The organism is Streptomyces paludis (assembly GCF_003344965.1).
Taxonomy (GTDB): domain Bacteria; phylum Actinomycetota; class Actinomycetes; order Streptomycetales; family Streptomycetaceae; genus Streptomyces; species Streptomyces paludis.
The window spans coordinates 3231356-3245964 of record NZ_CP031194.1 but is presented as its reverse complement, the minus strand read 5'-3'; the positions used below and the strand labels follow the sequence as shown (position 1 = coordinate 3245964).

8 protein-coding genes are annotated in these 14609 nt (G+C 74.6%); 2 read left to right on the top strand and 6 right to left on the bottom strand.

Annotation, left to right across the window (positions count from 1 at the left end; all coding sequences use genetic code 11):
• Window positions 1–68: 68 nt before the first annotated feature.
• Entirely contained in the window at window positions 69–2987 is a 2919-nt protein-coding gene (gene mgtA / locus DVK44_RS14225) for a magnesium-translocating P-type ATPase (RefSeq protein WP_114660015.1), read from the top strand.
• Here the strand turns inward: mgtA and DVK44_RS14220 are convergent.
• Entirely contained in the window at window positions 2978–4558 is a 1581-nt protein-coding gene (locus tag DVK44_RS14220; RefSeq protein WP_114660014.1) for an LCP family protein, read from the bottom strand. The two genes, mgtA and DVK44_RS14220, sit on opposite strands and share 10 nt — an antisense overlap.
• Before the next feature lie 139 nt (window positions 4559–4697).
• Here DVK44_RS14220 and tatA point away from each other — a divergent pair, with 139 nt between their 5' ends.
• Window positions 4698–5036 carry a Sec-independent protein translocase subunit TatA gene (gene tatA / locus DVK44_RS14215; RefSeq protein ID WP_114660013.1) on the top strand — a complete coding sequence of 113 codons (339 nt, stop codon included), beginning with the start codon at window positions 4698–4700 and terminating at the stop codon, window positions 5034–5036.
• Between the two features lie 99 nt (window positions 5037–5135).
• Here tatA and DVK44_RS14210 read toward each other — a convergent pair whose 3' ends face one another.
• The 5 genes from DVK44_RS14210 to DVK44_RS14190 are packed head-to-tail and all read right to left on the bottom strand — an operon-like array spanning window position 5136 to window position 14550.
• On the bottom strand, window positions 5136–5411 hold the full coding sequence (locus DVK44_RS14210) for a hypothetical protein (RefSeq protein WP_114660012.1): 276 nt from the start codon (window positions 5409–5411) through the stop codon (window positions 5136–5138).
• 43 nt (window positions 5412–5454) lie between these two features.
• Complete coding sequence (locus DVK44_RS37080; protein WP_228447139.1) at window positions 5455–6951, bottom strand: TIGR02679 domain-containing protein; 1497 nt, start codon at window positions 6949–6951, stop codon at window positions 5455–5457.
• Entirely contained in the window at window positions 6948–11429 is a 4482-nt protein-coding gene (locus tag DVK44_RS14200) for a TIGR02680 family protein (protein ID WP_114660011.1), read from the bottom strand. Before DVK44_RS14200 ends, DVK44_RS37080 begins: the two co-directional genes overlap by 4 nt.
• Window positions 11426–12802: a TIGR02678 family protein gene (locus DVK44_RS14195; protein WP_114660010.1), complete on the bottom strand. Its 1377-nt coding sequence runs from the start codon at window positions 12800–12802 to the stop codon at window positions 11426–11428. Before DVK44_RS14195 ends, DVK44_RS14200 begins: the two co-directional genes overlap by 4 nt.
• Window positions 12799–14550: a TIGR02677 family protein gene (locus DVK44_RS14190; RefSeq protein WP_114665121.1), complete on the bottom strand. Its 1752-nt coding sequence runs from the start codon at window positions 14548–14550 to the stop codon at window positions 12799–12801. The genes DVK44_RS14195 and DVK44_RS14190 overlap by 4 nt, the downstream gene beginning before the upstream one ends.
• Window positions 14551–14609: the final 59 nt, after the last annotated feature.

The window sequence follows — 14609 nt, the reverse complement described above, 5'->3', positions numbered from 1 at the left end:
CGTGGGGTACTCCGCCGCGCGCACCCCGGGGCCACGCCGTATCAGCGACGTCGGCGCCTGAGTCTGCCGTGCGCGACTCCGCCGTGCCCGAACCCGCGGTACCGGGGGCCGATGCGCCGGGGGCCCGGTCGCCGGTAGCGGACGGCGCGCCCGGAAGCGGCGGGCCGGCCGATCCCGGCGCGCTCACCGCGCTCCAGCTGCTGCGCCACCTGGACAGCGGACCGCGCGGCCTCACCGAGGCGCAGGCCGAGGAGCGGCTGCTCCAATACGGCGAGAACGCGGTGCCGGAGTGGCGGACGGCGTCGTGGCCGCGCCGATTCCTGTGGAGCCTGCGGGACCCGTTCACCGCCGTACTGCTCTGCCTCGGGCTGGTGTCCGCCACCGTCGCCGCCTGGGGCACGGCCCTGGTGATCCTTTCGCTGGTGGCCGTCAGCTGTCTGCTGCGCTCCTCCGGTGAGCACCGGGCCGACCGGTCCATGGCCGGGCTGCGCGAGCTGGTGGCGACGACCGCGACCGTACTGCGCCGGGAGGAGGCCCGGGACACGCCGGAGACCCGGGAGATCCCGGTCGACCAGCTCGTACCGGGCGATGTGATCCGGCTCGGGCCCGGGGATCTCGTACCGGCCGATGTACGGCTGCTGCGCGCGAGCGGGCTGACCGTGCATCAGGCGCCGCTCACGGGGGAGTCGGCGCCGGTCGCCAAGTACGCGGTGGACGGGCCGGGGCTGCCGGAGCCGGGCCCGGTGGTCCCGGTGGGCGATTACGCCGGGGTGTTCGCGCAGCCGCACCTGTGCTTCCAGGGCAGCTCCGTGGCCTCCGGCAGCGGTACCGCCGTCGTCGTCGCGACCGGGGCGCGTACCCGCTTCGGTGCCGCGCGCCGGCGCCCCGGACGGCGCTCGCCCAGCGCGTTCGACCGTTCGGTGAACGGGATTTCGTGGGTCCTCATCCGCTTCATGCTGCTGACCCCGCCACTTGTCCTCATGGCCAACGCCGCCCTGCGCGGCCGTGGTCTGGAGACGCTGCCGTTCGCGGTGGCGGTCGCCGTCGGGCTGACCCCCGAGATGCTCCCCGTCATCGTCACCACCGCGCTGGCCCGGGGCGCGGCGCGGCTGGCCCGCGCCCACAGCGTCATCGTCAAACGACTGCCCGCGCTGCACGATCTGGGCGCGGTCGATGTGCTCTTCCTCGACAAGACGGGCACGCTCACCCAGGACCGGCCCGTGGTCGCCCGCGCGATGGACGCGTACGGCGCGGCCGATCCCGAGGTGCTGCGCTGGGCCGCGGTCAACGCCTGGTGGACGCTGCAACTCGCTGATCTGCCCGTTCCCGACGCTCTTGACGAGGCGATTCTCGGCGCGGTCGGCGAGGACGCCGCCGCGGAGGGCGCGGACGGGGTCGCGGCGCTCCCCTTCGATCCGGTACGGCGGCTGTCCACCGCCGTCGTCCGCCGGCCGGGCCGCCTCGGCACCCACACCCTGGTCGTCAAGGGCGCCGTCACCGACGTACTTGAGCGGTGCGCGCTCGACGACGACGAGCGCGCGCGGCTGACCGCGCTGGCCGCGCGCGAGGCGGACAGCGGGCTGCGGCTGCTCGCGGTCGCGCGCGCGGAGCGGCCGGCCCGGCAGCGCGACTACACGCCGGCCGACGAGTACGGGCTCGACTTCCTGGGCTTCGTCACCCTGCGCGACGCGCTCGCCCCGACCGCCGCCGACGCCCTGAAGGTCTTCGCGGACCGGGGGGTGACCGTCAAGATCCTCACCGGCGATCACCCCGGGACGGCGGCCCGCGCCTGTCTGGACCTGGGGCTGGGCCCCGGCGAGGTCGTCACCGCCGACCGTATCGACGCCCTCTCCGACGCCGAACTCGCGGAACTCGCCGGGCGGACCACCGTCTTCGCGCGCTGCGCCCCGGAGCACAAGGCCCGTATCGTCGCGGCGGTGCGGGCCGCCGGGCACACCACCGGGTTCCTCGGGGACGGCGTCAACGATCTGCCCGCGCTGTACGCGGCCGATGTCGGGATCTGCCCGAGGGACGCCGTCGATGTCGTCCGGGAGTCCACCGATGTGGTCCTCGCGAAGAAGGACCTGACCGCGATCGACCACGCGATCACCGCCGGACGGCACTCCAGCGGCAATATCGCCACCTATCTGCGGATCACTCTCTCCTCAAACCTCGGCAACGTCATAGCGATGCTCGTCGCCGGGCTGCTGCTGCCCTTCCTGCCGATGCTTCCGGTGCAGGTGCTCGTCCAGAACCTGTGCTTCGACGCGGCGCAGCTCGCCTTCGCGTACGACCGGCCGCGGCCGGAGACGCTGCGCCGGCCGAGCGAGCTGCGCTCCCGGGCCTTCCTGCGCTTCATCACGCGCTTCGGGCTGATCAACGCGAGCGCGGACCTGGCGACGTTCGCGGTGCTCGCGTACGCCCTGCACACGGCGGCCGGTTCGGGCCTGGAGAGCGAGGCGGCCTTCCACTCGGGCTGGTTCACCGAGAACCTGCTCACCCAGGCGCTGGTGATGCTGCTGCTGCGTACGGGAGTACGGGGCCCGGCGCTGTGGGGCGCGGGCCGACGCGCGGGCTCGGAGCGCGGCGCGGGCTCGGAGCGGCGCCGGGCGGCGGGTCCGGTCCGGTGGGCGGCCGGGGGGCTCGCGGCGACCGGCCTCCTGCTGCCGCTCTCCCCGCTCGGCCCGGCCCTCGGGATGCCGGCGCTGCCCGCGCAGTACTACGTACTGCTTGCGGCGGTTCTCGGGTTGTACGCGGTCGGGCTGGTGGTCGCGAAGGACCGCCACGAACGCCGGCACGCGGCCCTGGTGGCAGCCGGTGAGGCCGACACCGCCACGGAGGCCGGCACGATCGTGGCGGGCGCCGCTGGGGCGGGTGCGGCGGACGTGACGGGTGCGACGGGCGTCTCAGCTGCCTCAGCTGCCTCGGCCGCCCCCGACGTCCCGGGCGCCCCCGACGCCCCGCCCCTCCGCGCCGTTCAGCCGTAGGACAGGTTCGAGCACGGGTCGTCGTCCGCGGACCGCGCGTCGTCGGCGACGGCGGAGGGGACGGAGGCTTCCTCGGAGGAGTCCGGTGAGGCCGCGACCGGACCGGCCGTCGGATCGTTCGCGAACGTCGTACCGAGGATGACGTTGATGCCCGGCGCGGTCGCCTGCTGGAGCTTCGCCCCCGGGAAGAGCCGCGCCGTGGTGCGCGCCTTCGCGTCCTCGCCCGGACCGTACTCGATGACCGTGGCGCCGTAGTCCTGGGTGGCCGCGGTGGCCGTGCCGGTGAGCGTGAAGCCGTGGTCCATGAGGACGCGGCCACCGCGGGCCGCGAGCCCGTTGACCGTCGTGCCGTTGTAGACGGCGACGGCGATGCCCTCGCCCGACACCGCTTCCGAGGTGGTCGCGGACGGGGACGGCTCCGCGGTCTCCTTGCTCTTCTTGCCCTTGCTCTTGCCGCTGGCGTCCGTGCCGTCGACCGTACGGTCCGCCTTCAGCGCCGCCCAGAGCTGGGTCGCGTCCGGCTCGACGATGGCGACGCGCGCGCCCTGGTAGCGCCAGGGGATGGTGATGAACTTGGTGTTGTGCAGGTCGATGCTCTTCAGCCCCATCATGAAGCTGATCAGCTTGTCGGCGGTGCCGAGTTCGGCGTCGACGGTCATCGACTCGGTGGCGGCGGTGGCCAGCGGCAGCAGCTTGGTGGGGGTCAGGCCGTCGCTCTTCACCTGCTTGATCAGGCTGCCGACGAACGCCTGTTGGCGTTTGATGCGCCCGATGTCGGAGCCGTCACCGATGCCGTGCCGGATCCGTACGTAATCCAGCGCCTTGGCGCCCGAGAGCTTCTGGATGCCCTGCTTGAAGATGAGGTCGCCCCTGGTGGCGCGGTTGGGGTTGAGGTCGCGCTGGTAGAGGTCGTTCGGCAGGCAGACCTCGACACCGCCGACGACCTCGGTCATCTTCGCGAAGCCCTTGAAGTCGACGACGATGGTGTGGTCGACACGGAGGCCGGTGAGCTTCTCGATGGTGTTCTGGGTGCACGCGGGGTTGCCCTTGGTGGTCTGCCCGACCGAGAACGCCGCGTTGAACATGGCGTTCTTCTGTTCCTCGGTCCAGCTGCCGTCGGGCAGTTTGCAGGGCGGTATGTCCAGGAGGGTGTCGCGCGGTACGGAAACGGCGACGGCGTGCTTGCCGTCGGCGTAGACATGGAGCAGGAACGCGGTGTCGGAGCGGCCGACATCGTCCTTGCTGCCGCCGCCCAGCGCGCTGTTTCCGCTGGTCCGCGCGTCCGAGCCGATGACGAGGACGTTCTGTCCCTTCGCGGTGCTCTCGGGACGGTTGTCGGAGAGGCCGTCGGCGTCGAAGGTCTCGATATTGCCGCTGAGCTTGAAGTAGACCCAGCCGGCCCCCGACGCGGCGAGCACGAGAAGGGACACGGTTATCGCGAGCGTGAGCCGTAGCCGGCTGCGTTTCTTCCGCCTGCGGGAGGCGGCCGCCCGGGCGTTGGCACGGCGTGTGCCCCCGCGGCGATCGTCGTCGCGACGCGCGGATGCCGTCTGCTGGCGGCTGCCTGCCATATGTGCGCCCTCATCCCTCCGGCCGAACCCATGGTTGTACAGTTGCGCAATGTAGCAACTTTATTGAGGGGTTCGGTCTGCGGGAGGTTGCCTCCTCGGCCGGACGAAACGCTGGAACGAGAGGAAGGCGAGGCGAGAGATGTTCCGTAACGCGGTGGAGCCCTGGCACCTGCTGGTCGTGGCTGTCGTGATCATCGCCATGTTCGGCTCGAAGAAGCTTCCCGACACCGCTCGCGCGGTGGGCAAGTCCATGCGCATTCTCAAGAGCGAGACCAAGGCGATGAAGGAGGAGGGGCAGGCTTCGTACGCCGCTCCCGCACCTGCGCCCGCTCCCGCGCCTGCTGCTGCCGCCCCTGCCCCTGCTCCCGCTGCTGCCGAGGAGGTGGCTCCGAGCGTGGTGACTCCGGTGACGCCCGTGACGTCTGTGACTCCCGCGGCTGCCGATGCCCCCGTCACCCCGGGATCGCCCCGCGCCTAGGGTCCAGGGCCCAGGCCCAGGACACCCTGTCGTCAAAGTCCCGCCCGCCGGATGCTCTCCGGACGGGCGGGACTTTGACGACAGGCTGCGCCGACCGCGTCACGGGCTGGCCGGATCGACCCCGTACCGCAGCGGTTCGGCCTTGACGCGCAGATCCCGCCGGTAGACGTAGAGCGCGTCCACGTGCGCGCCGCCGGCCGGGCCGTCCAGCTCGCAGGGGTACGTCACCTGGACGACGGACGGCCGGTCGGCGACCCTCATCCGTACTCCGTCCGCGGGGCCGCCGTCGAGTACGGCGACCTCCCATCCGGTCCCGGTGGTCTTCGGTGTGCGTTGGTGGGTTGCTGTCTCTGTCCTGGAGTCGTCATATCCCATGGCAACACTTTAAAGGTTGCGCAATCTTTGAACTATAGGGGAGTCAGTCCGGCCGGGAGAGATCGCGCACCAGCAGGTCCAGTGTGACCTCCTCGTGCAGCGCGACCCCGCGCGCCGCCATCGCGGGCGCCAGCTCCGGATCCCAGTCCGCGTCGACCGGCGGCCCGGAGAGCGGCAGCCGGGGGACCGCCTGCTCGCCGGTACGGGCGGCGAGCCGCTCGTAGTCCCCGGCGAGCAGCCGCCACGGCCGGGCTCCGTACCGCCGGATGATCCGGTTGGCGAGCGCGAGCCCCGGCCAGTCGAAGTCGCCGTGGTACGCGAAGCGGCAGCCGGTGGCGGCGAGGGCGTCGAGGAGCGTGAGCACAGCCGTCGAGGCGCTGCCCGAGGTGCAGACGAGCGGCAGCGCGCAGCGGGCGTCGGCGGCGGCCTCCACGACGCGCGGGTTCTCGCAGACGCGGACGAGGGTGCCGGGCGGCAGGGACAGCGCGGGCGGCCCGTACGGCGGTGGCCCGTTACGGGGCGAGGGCCCGTACGGCGAGGGCTCGTACGAGGATGTTCCGTACGGCGGCTGCCCGTTACGCGGCGAAGGTCCGTCCGGCGATGGCCCGTACAGCCGCGACGGTCCGGGTGGTGTCGGCTGTCGTGGCGCGGTCAGTGCCCGCAGGTCGCGCAGTGTGAGATGGGCTTCGGCGTGGTGCTCCGCCCGTTCGCGCAGGGCGCGTTCGCGCCAGCCGTCGCCCTCGGGGCGCAGCCCGTACACGAGCACGGTGCTGGATATCTCGTCCGGCACCACACCCGCCAGCCGCCAGAGCGCGCGCCGCCCGGCCGCGTCGACCGGCGGCTCCATGCCGTGGGCGAGGGCGATGCCGCGCTGGACGAGCCGGGCCAGCCATGTGCCGTCGTCCAGTCCGTGCGCGGATCCCGTGACCTCGGCGGCGAGTTCACCCCGGCCCCGGTGCTCGGTTGCCGTCCGTCCCCGATGCGGCCCGGCGGGTGGCAGCAGCACCGCCAGTACGTGGACCGCCTGCCGCAGCGTACGGGTCGCCGCCGTCGGTTCGACCTCGGCGGGCACGCCCGCGCGGCGCAGCGCCTCGTACCACTGCCGCGCCCACGCCTCCCCGGCCAGCGGCGACGCGTCAAGCGCCGCCTCGGCCGCCGCCCAGATCCGCGTACGCCGGGCCTCCGCGCCCGCCCGTACGGCCCGGCGGTCGGTGAGCGGCGGGCCGAGCGCGCGCAGGGTGTCGACGAGGCCGAGCCCGGCCGCCGAGGCGCGCAGGCGTGTGTCGAGCGCGGCGAGGCTCACCGTGATGTCCGCCCCCGTGAACGCCCGGCCGGCCAGCTGCGACAGCGCCGTCCGCTCCTCCGGTACGGGCGCGGTCAGCCGCAGGGTGCCGGTGGCGCGCAGCCCGTTGCGCTCCAGCCGGGCGCGCGCCGCGTCCAGGAACCGGGCCAGACCGGGGCCCGCCAGCCAGGTCCGTGTCTCAGCGGGCAGCACGGGGACGGGAGCGGGCGGCTCCCCGGCGGCAGGAGGCTCGGTCATGTGGGCACCAGACGGCGCTGGCGGCCGTTCCACGTGTAGTGGAGGGTGGCGACCCCGCGTACGTGCGGGTCGCGCAGGCATTCGTAAATGTGCAGCGACGGCACCTCGGGCCAATTGCCCATCAGGCGCTCGCTGGTGAGGACGAAGTCGAGGTCCAGGTCGACCAGGATGCGGCCGAGCCGGCCGTGCGTCGGCTCGTCCACCTTGGCGAACGCGTCGTCCAGCAGGATCAGCCGCGGCGCGTGCGGCGCCGCCTCGCCGAGTGTGGTGAAGTGGGCCGCCGCCGCCGCGAAGAGGACCAGGTAGGAGAGCACGCGCTGTTCGCCCTGGCTGAGCCCCGTACGGCCGGTGAGCTTGCGGCGGCGCTGGGGGGCCGCGTCCTCGACCACGTAGGTGTGGAAGCGGAACCAGTCGCGGTAGTCCAGCGCGGTGCGCAGATGCGCGGCGTAACCGGCCGACGGGTCGGCCCGGCGCGCGTCCTCGATCCGGCGTTGCAGCACCTCGCGCAGCCGCTCGGTCTCCTCGCGGGTGCGCAGCCCCGAGGGGCTGCTCAGCAGCCCGACCGCCGCCCGTACGTCGGCGTCGACGTCCTCGTTGAGCTTCCAGCGCAGCTCCACCCCGAGGCCGTGCGACGTCCTTACGGTGCGCAGCGTGTCGTTGAGTGCGGCGACCAGCCCGGCGGCGGCGATGACCTGGGTCGACAGATGGTCGCCCAGCTCGCCGGTGAGGAAGCGCTGGAAGACCTCGCGCTCGCGGTCGGTGAGGCGGCCTCGCGCCTCGGCGGCCTTGTCCGCGATGCGCTCGCCGACCTGCGCCACGTCGTGGTGGCCGTGGTCGTCGACCAGCCGGCAGATCTTGATGCCGTCGTGCTCGTCGAGCTGCGCGTCGTAACCGCCGGCCAGTTGGTCGCGCAGTTCCGTGTGCCGTTTGAGCAGGATGCTGTCGGAGACCTCGCCGCGTGCCGAGACTTCGCCGCGCGCCGACACTTCGCCGCGTGCGGGCGTCTCTCCGCGCGTCGGCGCCTCGCCGCGTACCGCGCCGGTCAGCGCGTCCCGTACGGCGTCGGCCAGTTCGCGCAGGGCCCGTACGCGGCTGCGGGCGTCCGCCGCCGGGTCCTGGCCGGGGGACGCCGCCGTCGGCACGGCCCGTGTGTCCAGGGCGGCGCCGCGCACCACCTCCGGGCGGGCGAGCGCGCCGCGCAGCCGGCTGCCCGCCGCCATCACCGCGGCTTCCTGGCCCACGAGTTCCTCGCGGTGGCGCTTCTCGCTCTCCTCCGCGCGCACCCGCTCCGCGCGCAGCTCGTCCAGCGCGCCCCTGGCCTCCGGGAGGGCGCGGTCGGCGGCCTTGATCCGGTGCTCGGTGCGCTCCTCGCGGGCCAGGATCTCGTCCTTGGCCGCGCCGATGGTCTCTTCGAGCGTACGGAGCGCCTGCCGGGCCGGGCGCAGCTCGTCGAGCCGGGCCGCGTACTCGCCGTGGGTCTCCGTCCGGTCGGCGCGGGCCCGTTCGTACCCCGCCAGCTCGGCGCGGCTGCCGCCGAGTCCCTCGGCCGTGCCCCGGACGGCCCGGCCCAGCTGGTCGAGCCCGCCGGTCAGCGTGGTCAGCGCGGTCGCCACGCGGGCGAGGCCGTCGGGGTCGGTCGGCAGGTCGTGGGCGCCGGCCTCCGCCTCGGCCACCGCGCGCGCGGCGACCGCTTCCGTACGCGCCTCCTCGGCGAGGCGGGCGGCGCGGGCCGTGCGGCCGGTCAGGTCCCGTACGGCGGCCTCGTCGCCCTCGGCCCGCGTCCACGCGCCCGCCAGCCGGCGCGTACGGGGGAACTCCCGCCAGACGAGCGCCAGTCGGCGGCGCCGCGCCTCGCTCCCGGCCAGCCGCTCGCGGTCGGCGGCCAGCCGCAGCCCGACCTCGGCGAGCCGCTCCGCCAGCTCCGCGAGCCTGCGGCGGCGGGTCTCGGCGCGGACGGCGGCGCCCACGTACTCCGCGCCGCTCTTCATGTGCCGTCCGCGCAGGGCGCCGAGCCGCCAACTGCCGTCGTAGTACACGGCGCTGGCCGCCGAGGTGGCCGTCGCGGTGTCCTCCGCCGGTACGAGGGCGACGGCGGCCAGCACGCGCGCGACGCGCTCCGCGCTGACGCCGCTCGCCGGATCGGCGGCCGGCCGCAGCGCCTCGGCCAGCGTCGGCCACGACGGCGCGGGCAGGCCGGGCTGGAGCAGGATGTGGCGGAGCAGTGTGTCGCAGGTCAGCGGGTCGATGAGCGCGCCGTCCGCCGGAATCCAGGCGTCCAGCAGCCCGCTCGCCTCCAGCGCCGCCTCCAACCCGGCCTGGGTGGACGGGGAGAGGCCCTCGGCGAAGTCGACCAGCCGGTGCAACGGCGCTCCGGTACCCGGCGCGCGCGGGGCGGCACGGTGATACGGAACGGGCGGCTCCGGATCCGTCCGCCGCTCCCACTCCCGCTGCTCCCCGGCCAGCCGGTCCCGCTCCTCCTCGGCGCGGCTCACGGCGACCGCGAGCGCGTCCCGGCGGCCGGTCAGCTCCTCGGCGTACGGGTCCAGGGCGGCGCGGGCCGCGTCCTCCGCGTCCGTGTCGGCCCCGGCGGGCAGCACGCGCTCCGCGTACGGCGCGTAGGGCGAGGTCTCGTGGCGTACGGCGGCGGTCACGGCGTCCAGGGGCGGGCCGTCGGGCCCGGCCGCCGCTGCCGCGCGCGCCGCCCACGCGGCCACCTCGCGCGCGTAGGCCGCGCTCTCCTGGGCGACCGCTTCGCGGCTCTCCTCAAGGCGGCCCGCGGCCCGTTCCGTGTCCTCTTCGAGGCGCTCCCGGTGGGCGTCCGCGCGCGCCGCCTCCGCCTTGGCCTCGCGGGCCCGCCCGGCCAGCCGGCCGACGTCCTGGACCGTCCTGAGCCGGTTGCGCGCGACGGACCCGGCGCCCTCCAACTGCTCGCGCCAGGCGCGCAGGGCGGACTCGGCGGCCACCGCGTCCACGCCGGACACCGGTGTGTGGCGGACGGTCCGGGTGTCGCCGTCCGGGCCGGTCAGCTCGAAGCGCCCGGGGCCGGCCGGGGGCTTGGCTCCGGCGCCGGGTCCGACGCCGCTGGCCGTGGTCCCGGTCCCGCCGCCGGTCCCGGTGGCCTCCGTACGCTCCAGGGCGACCGGCTCGCCCAGATGGCCGCCGGGCAGCCCGGCCCGCTCGGCCTGCCCGAGCAGCGCGCGGTGCTCCGTGGCCAGCTCGCCCAGCCGGCCGCGCAGCCGCTCGGCCCCCTGCGTCAGCCGCTCACCCGCCGCCTCCTCGGCGCTGTGCGCCCTGATCAGCGCGCCGAACGCCGCGTCGGCGGCCGAACGCAGCGCCGTGACCGTACTCCGGCGCTCGGACAGCTCCTCGATCGAGCGGTATCCCTCGCTGGCGCGCAGCGCGGCGAGTTCGGCCGCGGCGGCCTGCCGCTCCTCGCCGAGGGAGACCAGCCGCGCGTCCGCCTCGGCCTCCCGCGCGCGCAGCTCGCCCGTACGCTTCGCGGCGTCCCCGGTCTCCCGGCGGCGGCGCCCCAGCGCGTCCAGCTCCTGCCGTACGCCCTCGGAGCCGCGCAGCAGGACCCCGGCCAGATAGCCGCGGTACGTGGTGAGGAACGTGCGCAGCGCGACGTCGGTCCGCTCCAGGCGGCCCAGCTCGTCCCGTACGGCGTCGAGGTCGTGGAGATTGCGCGCGACCTTCTCGACGACCTCCTCGTCCAGCCCCGGCAGCGTCTCGCTGAGCAGGGAGACCAGCCCGCCGGACTCGATGCGGTCCCCGACGGTGGGGCGGCGCAGACGGTGCAGCAGCTGGGTGAGGTTGCGGTAGCGCGCGGTGTCGGTGATGCCGAACAGCTCGCGGGCCACCCGCGCGCGGTGCTCGACGGCCCGCTCCGTCACGTTCTCCGCGCCGACGGCCTCTTTGAGCCGGTCCACGGGCAACGGCTTGCCCGCGTCGACCAGATGGAGATCGGCGCCCACGCGCATGGGGGTGACGAAAAAGGCGGGCACGGCTCTCTTGGACGACTGCGAGGCGCGGATCGCGGCTCCGAGCGTCAGATAGCGGTCGCCGCCGCCGGGGGTCGCCATCCGGAACTCGACCCAGAGATAGCCGAGCCGGTTCGTCCGCTCGAAGCCGTCGAGCATCAGCCAGGCGAGCGTCGTCCGGCCGGTGCCGGTGGCGTCCAGGGCGCGGGAGTCACCGTCCAGGAGGTACGGGAGGAGCATCTCCAGGGCCTTGGACTTGCCCGCGCCGTTCTTGCCGCGCAGCAGCAGCCGGCCGGCGCCGAACGCGAACTCCTGCTCGTCGTACTGCCATACGTTGCGGATCCCGGCGCGGTGCAGCCGGAAACGGGCGGTGGCGGGCGCGGCGGTGCGCTGCGTGGGGGTGCGTTGCGCGGGGAGGGGTACGGCGAGGGGCGGTACGCCTTGGGGCTGCCGGTCCTGTCGGTCCTGCCGGTCCTGAAGCTGCCGGTCCTGGGTCATGACGTCAGCTCCTGTGGTGCGTGCTGTTGTTGTACGGAGGCGCTGGCCGGCGTGGAGGCGTCGGGGCCCGCTCCGGACACCGCCCCGCGCACGGTGACGCGCGTGGCGTAGCGCGCGGCGGCGGCGAGCAGCACCCAGCCGCCGGGGGTGCCGTCCGGCCGGGCCCCGGACACGTCCGTGACGGAGCGCCCGTCGGGCAGCGCGCCCGCGTACCCCTCCGGCAGTCCGTGCCCGCCCGCCCTGAGCGACGACGGCGGGCCCGCCGGGGCCAGCAGGCCCATCCGTACGAGATGGTCCACCACGGCCTCCCGCAGCGCCGCCGGGTCCTCCAGATAGCCGCGCTGCCAGCCGCCCCGCTGTCCGTACTCGGCGACGGCCCCGGCCAGCAGCGTGTCGATCAGGCCGGGCGGGACGGCCACCCCGACGCGCAGCCGTCCGCCGGTCGCCGGGTGCCCCGGATCGTCGGGCCGGAGCCGCTCCACGAGCCGCTCGACCAGCAGCAGCGCGGCCTGGGGGACCGTACCGGTGCCGGGGAGCCGCAGATCGGTCAGCTCGTCCTCCGGGTCGATGAGCGCGGCCCCTTCGGCGCGGATCTCGGCTTCGAGGCCGAGCAGTTCGGAGAACGCCTGCGCCTCGCGCCGCTGCCGGGTCCGCAGCCAGTCGCGCTCGGCGTCGGTCAGCTGGTCGAGATAGACGGCGGGCGTCTCCACGAGCCTGCGGCGTACGTACGTACGCGGTCCGCCGAACCCGGGGTCGGCGGCGCGGCGCACCAGGTCGGCGCCGTCCCGGCTCTGGGTGAGCGGTCCGGCGACGAGGGCGCGGGCGATCTCGCGGTCCACCGTGATCAGCGCCTCGCCGCCGTCCTCCAGGGCGACCGCGCCGACGCTGCCCTCGGTCTCCGTGAGCACCCCCCAGTCGACCAGCCGGCGCAGCGCGGCGGCCAGGGTCCGCTTCTCCGCCGCCCGGCCGCTGCCCTCCAGCTCGATCCCGGCGTCGGCCGCCGCCGCCTTGAGGTCGGCCACGAGCCGGGAGAGCAGGAGCTGTTCGGGCGCGGTGACGAGGACGGACAGGGCCAGCGCGAGGCACGCGTATGTGCGCGGGGTGAACGGCGTCCCCGTCGTCCGCTCCAGCCGGTGCCCCGAGCCGGGGCCGAGTCCGGCCTTGAAGAGGCGGGCGTACGAGGTGTCGACGAGCAGGCGGTAGCCCAGCACCTGCTGGAAGCGCCCGCCGAGCCAGTCGGCGTGCCGGCGGATCAGCGGGAACAGATCGGCGTGCGGACCGTCGGCGGTGACCAGGGGGTGGGCCAGCAGCAGCCGGCCGGCGCTGCGGCGCTCGGCGGCGAGGGCGACGTCGTGCGCGGAGGGGAGCGTCATGAAGGGGTCACCTCCGGGGCGAAGTCGGCGGCGGGGGAGACGCCGTTGGAGCGGAAACGGCCGTCCCCGTCCCTCTCCCGGCCGCTGCCCCGGTCACCGTCGCCGTCCAGCCCCTCGACGGTCAGCGTCAGCTCGTCGAGGAGCAGCTCGCCGTCCACCGAGCGGAGCACCGTACGCGCGTCGGTGACCCGGCGGACGGTGAGCCGGATGCCCAGCTCGGCGTCCTCGCTGCGCGCCGCCTCCAGCGTGAACCCGTCCGACCCCGCGGGCTCCTCCTCGTCCTCCTGCCGGTGCGCTCCGCGCAGCCGCGCGTTGCCCAGGGCGGTCGCCAGCAGTTCGAGCAGCAGCGCGAGGGCGGCGGAGGTCAGCTCGATCCCGGCGAACCGGCCCGAGGCGCTGCGCAGCTCGATCGCCGCCGAGCGCCGGTCCGCCGCCTGTTCGCGGGCGGCGCGCTGGAGCCGCGCCTTCTGCGCGGAGTGGTCCTCGACCGTCGCCGCCCGGCCCCGCTGAGCGCGGCTGCCCCGCTCCCGCAGTGACACCGGCACCTCGACCACGGGTCCCGTCCACCAACTGGTGTACGCGGGGACCGTCTCGTCGGAGGCGGGCTCCACCCCGAGATGCCGGGACCCGTACATGCCGAAGGCGGCGACCGCGATGTCGTGCGCGTCCTCGGGCGTCGCCTCGTCGAACCAACGGGCCAGCCGCAGCAGGTCGTTGCGCCGGGACATCTCGCCGGAGGCGGAGCGCAGCATCCGCTTGGCGTTGGCGAGGAGCGACTGCAACGCGCGCAGGGTGGCGTCCCGCAGCTGGTCGACCTGACTGCCCAGCCCGTCCAGATCGGTGAACCAGCCGCGCAGCCCTTCCCAGTCGGCGAGTTCACGTCCTCGGCTGCGCAGCACCCGTGTCTCGACCGGCCCTGCGGGTCCGGTTCCGGCCGCTGTTCCCTTGAGCACCGAGAGACCGCGCGCGTGCGCGTCCAGCACCTCCAGGAGGCCGGGCAGCGCGGGCCAGAGCCGCTCAAGGAGGGCGGCGATACGCGGCGCCCGGAAGGCGACGTCCTCGGTGATGGCCTCGACGTAGTCGAGGAGGAGTTCCTTGAAGCCCTGGTACTCCGCGCTGTCGAGGTCGTAGCGGGCGAGCACCTGGCCGAGGTACGCGTAGAAGTCCCGTACGGAGTCGGCGAACTCGCTGAACTGCACGAAGAGCGTACTGACCCGCTCCAGGGCGTCCTGAGGCTCGACTCCCGGGGAAACCACCCCTGGGGAGACCGCTTCCGGGGAAGCCACTCCCGGGCCGGCTGTCGCCCCCTCCGGCCCCACCACCAGCCCGGCCAGCTCGCGCAGCCCGCGCTCGACCAGGGCCAGCAGCTCGCTGCTCACCTCGCGCGCCGCGTCCGCCCCGGCCAGCACCTCGTCCGCGTCGCGCTGGATCCGTTCACCGAGCTTCGACAACTGGTAGCGGGAGCGGGCCCGCTGATACTCGGTGATGCTCGACGCCTTCACCGTATGACTGCTGCGCAGCAGATTGCCCCAGCGCACCAGCTGCTCCAGCCGCGCGGTGAGCGTCTCGGCGGTGAGCGCGCCTCCCGGGAGCTTCGCCAGCACGTCCGGGACGGCCAGGTCCGCGAGCAGGGTGGCGCAGAACACCCGCATGACCGCCACGTACTCCAGCCGCTCCGGAGCGCTCAGATACGTGTACGCGGTCAGCCGCTGCCACGAGCTGTCGCTGTCCGCCGCTGGTTCCCGCATGACCAAGAGGCTACGCAGTGCCACTGACAGCCGCGAATGCCTCCCTCACCACGCCCTTC